The organism is Caballeronia sp., assembly GCF_049581465.1.
Lineage (GTDB): Bacteria > Pseudomonadota > Gammaproteobacteria > Burkholderiales > Burkholderiaceae > Caballeronia.
The window spans coordinates 1-3,557 of record NZ_JBAUSA010001136.1; the positions used below are offsets into that span (position 1 = coordinate 1).

The 3,557-nt window shown below is 63.3% G+C and carries 4 protein-coding genes; all 4 read left to right on the plus strand.

Translation table 11 applies throughout. The annotated features are described in order from the left end of the window. Nucleotides 1-750: quinone oxidoreductase family protein (locus tag WCA53_RS27805; protein ID WP_423918441.1), on the plus strand; the 750-nt coding region annotated here is incomplete at its 5' end. 19 nt (nucleotides 751-769) lie between these two features. Continuing rightward, nucleotides 770-1,618 carry a TauD/TfdA dioxygenase family protein gene (locus WCA53_RS27810; protein ID WP_423918446.1) on the plus strand — a complete coding sequence of 283 codons (849 nt, stop codon included), beginning with the start codon at nucleotides 770-772 and terminating at the stop codon, nucleotides 1,616-1,618. A gap of 125 nt (nucleotides 1,619-1,743) precedes the next feature. Next, the gene (locus WCA53_RS27815) at nucleotides 1,744-2,058 is read left to right on the plus strand and encodes a Rieske (2Fe-2S) protein (protein WP_423918450.1); all 315 of its coding nucleotides are present in this window, start codon (nucleotides 1,744-1,746) and stop codon (nucleotides 2,056-2,058) included. Nucleotides 2,059-2,171: 113 nt separating this feature from the next. Then, the coding region (locus tag WCA53_RS27820) for an AMP-binding protein (protein WP_423918453.1) at nucleotides 2,172-3,557 on the plus strand (1,386 nt) is incomplete at its 3' end.

The following is a 3,557-nucleotide window of genomic DNA, read 5'->3' on the forward strand; positions in this document are numbered from 1 at the left end:
GTAGGTGACCGTGTGACCTACACCGGCGCGTACAACACGCTGGGCGCCTACTGCACGGAGCGCGTGATTGACGCGGCTCCCTTGATCAAACTGCCTCACGACATCTCTTTCGAGACCGCCGCGGCCATGACCATGCGGGGGCTGACCGCGTCCTACCTCATGCGGCGCATCTACGCCTTCAACGCGGGCGACACCGTCCTGCTGCACGCAGCTGCCGGGGGCGTCGGCCTCATCGTGTCGCAATGGGCAAAGCTGCTCGGGCTGACGGTCATCGGTACTGTATCGAACGACGCCAAGGCGGAAGTCGCGCGGGCACATGGCTGCGAACACGTCATCGATTACAGCCGGGAAGACGTGGCAAAGCGCGTGCGCGAGTTGACCGACGGCGTCGGTGTCAATGTCGTGTTCGATAGCGTCGGCAAGGACACCTTCGAGGCCTCGCTTGATTCCCTCAAGCGCAGGGGCCTGATGGTGTGCGTCGGCACTGCTTCGGGCCCGATCCCGCCGTTCAATCCGCAAGTGCTCGCGCATAAGGGATCGCTCTACCTCACCCGTCCGGCGCTGGCCGACTACATCGCGGACCCCGCCGAAAAAGCCGAACTCGCGGCGGATCTCTTCGGCCATGTGGCAGCCGGTCGCATTCAAATCGAAATCAACCAGAAGTACGCCCTCGAAGACGCCGTCCAGGCCCACCGCGACCTGGAATCGCGCAAGACGACCGGCTCGTCCGTCTTCGTGCTGGAACAGTAAGACGAGGAATACCGAAGCTATGCGTATCGAACAACTCACTCATGCCATTGGCGCGGAACTGACGGGTGTCAAGCTGGCCGACGCCCTCCACGATGCTGGCCTCTTTGCGGAGATCCGGGCAGCCCTGCTCCAATATCGCGTGGTATTCCTGCGCGACCAGGACTTCACCCGTGCCGAGCACGTGGCCTTCGCCCGTCGCTTCGGCGAGCTCGAAGGGCATCCTGTCGTGCAAAGCGATCCCGAGAATCCAGGGCTGGCGCGGATCTACCGCACGCCGGACCAGCCGAACGACCGCTACGAGAACGCGTGGCACTCTGATGCCACGTGGCGCGAAGCACCGCCGTTCGGCGCGGTGCTTCGCTGCGTGGAATGCCCACCCGTCGGCGGCGACACGATGTGGGCGAACATGGTGCTGGCGTACGAGAAGCTGCCCGAGCACATCAAAAGCGAGATTGCCGACCTGCGCGCGCGCCACAGCATTGAGGCCACTTTCGGGGCCATCATGCCCATCGAGAAGCGCCTTGCGCTCAAGGCGCAGTTTCCCGATGCGGAGCACCCAGTGGTCCGGACCCACGCAGAAACGGGCGAAAAGATCCTGTATGTGAACGTCTTTACCACGCACTTCACCAATTTCCATACGCCGGCGCGCGTGCGTTATGGCCAGGACGCCAATCCCGGCGCGGCCGACCTGCTGCGTTACCTGGTCAGCCAGGCCGCGATACCAGAATACCAGGTGCGCTGGCGCTGGAAACCCAACAGCGTAGCGATCTGGGACAACAGCGCCACCCAGCATTACGCAGTGATGGACTATCCCCCAAGCCATCGAAAAATGGAGCGCGCCGGCATCATTGGCAGCAAACCATTCTGAGTTATCCCGAAGAACAAGAAATACATGTCAACAACGAGCAACGGCGCCCACACGCTTTCAGGGAGGCAGGCGCCGGCCATGTCGCTGGCCAGCATGCTGCGCACGCTTCACGCTTAAAGGTCCTTATGTCACGCCAGATACCCGTCGCATTGGTCGACGAACTCGCCCCCGGCCAGCGCAAGCTGCTGTTTGTCGAGGGCCGCAGCCTCGTCATGTTCAACATCGGCGGCGAGCTTGTCGCCATCGACAACTCCTGCCCGCACAACGGGGCTGCATTGTCGAGCGGCCAGCTTGAGGGCAGCGTTCTGCGCTGTCCAGCACATGGTCTGCGTTTCGACCTCCTGGCAGGCGACCAGCCTGACGGCGGCAAGCTTTGCGTGCACACCTTTCCCGTTCATACAACGGGCGACAAGGTAATGCTTGTGCTTGGAACACCCTGAGCCGGTGCCTGCCGAGAACATTCGTTCTGCAGAGCACCCCGAAAACGATCACCGCGCAGCAGCGTGATTACGCCGCTGCCGCCGAACACTACGTCCTTCTGGAGATGCCAAAAATGGGACTCATGATGCAGCAGCCTCTGCTGATTTCTTCGCTGCTTCGCCATGCGGAGCGCCACCATGGCGAGCAACTGGTGGTATCGCGTCGCGTTGAAGGCGACATTCATCGCTATACCTACCGCGATATGGCGTCGCGCAGCCGCCGGATGGCCAGGGCACTGGGCACGCTGGGTATGGAGCCCGGTGTGCGAGTGGGCACCCTGGCCTGGAACGGATACCGCCATCTGGAGCTGTACTACGCCGTCTCCGGCTGCGGTGCTGTGCTGCACACGCTCAATCCGCGCCTGCACCCCGATCAGCTGGTCTGGATCGCCGAGAACGCGCAGGACAAGGTGCTTTGCTTCGACCTGAATTTCCTGCCGCTGATCGAAACGGTTGCGCCCCGCCTGCCGGGGATCGGCGCCTTCGTGCTGATGACCGACCGCGCGCACATGCCAGCACAGACCAGCATCCCCAACCTGCTCTGCTATGAAGACCTGATGGCGGCGCAGGACGATGCGTTCGACTGGCCCGAGTTCGACGAATGCACGGCGTCTTCGCTGTGCTACACAAGCGGCACGACGGGGAATCCGAAGGGCGTTCTCTACAGCCACCGCTCGACCCTCCTGCACACCTACGCTTCGGCGCTGCCGGACGCCCTCAATCTGTCCGCGCGCGACACCATCCTTCCCGTCGTGCCGATGTTCCACGTCAACGCGTGGGGCTTGCCGTACTCCGCGTGCATGGTCGGCGCAAAGCTCGTCTTGCCCGGGCCCGCCCTGGACGGCGCCTCCCTGTACGAACTCTTCGAGTCAGAAGGCGTGACGCTGTCCGCTGGCGTCCCGACGGTTTGGCAGGGCCTGCTCGCGCATACGCAGGGCAACGGCCTGCGCTTCTCCAGCATGAACCGCACGATCATCGGCGGCTCGGCCTGTCCGCCCGCCATGATGGAGGCATTCGAGGACCAATACGGCGTGCGGGTCCTTCACGTCTGGGGCATGACCGAACTCAGCCCGCTGGGCACCGTAGGTGTGCTCAAGACCGGGCAACTCGCCTGGACCATGCCTCAGCAGCGCGCTGTGCGATCCAAGCAGGGCCGTGCGTTGTTCGGTATCGACATGAAGATCGTCGACGCGCAAGGCAGTGAACTGCCGTGGGACGGAGAGACGTCCGGTGACCTGCTCGTACGTGGCCCATGGGTGCTCTCGTCATACGTCAATGGCGAAGGCGACAGCCCGCTCGTCATGAGCGAAGGCAAGGGCTGGTTCCCGACCGGCGACGTGGCCACCATCGATCCTGCCGGCTTTATGAACATCACCGACCGCAGCAAGGACGTCATCAAGTCCGGGGGCGAGTGGATTGGTTCCATTGACCTCGAGAACATCGCCGTGGCACACCCGGAC

Coding starts and splice junctions, on each gene's coding strand:
- WCA53_RS27815 (WP_423918450.1), top strand. CDS start 1,744: ATGTCACGCCAGATACCCGTCGCATTGGTCGACGAACTCGCCCCCGGC.
- WCA53_RS27810 (WP_423918446.1), top strand. CDS start 770: ATGCGTATCGAACAACTCACTCATGCCATTGGCGCGGAACTGACGGGT.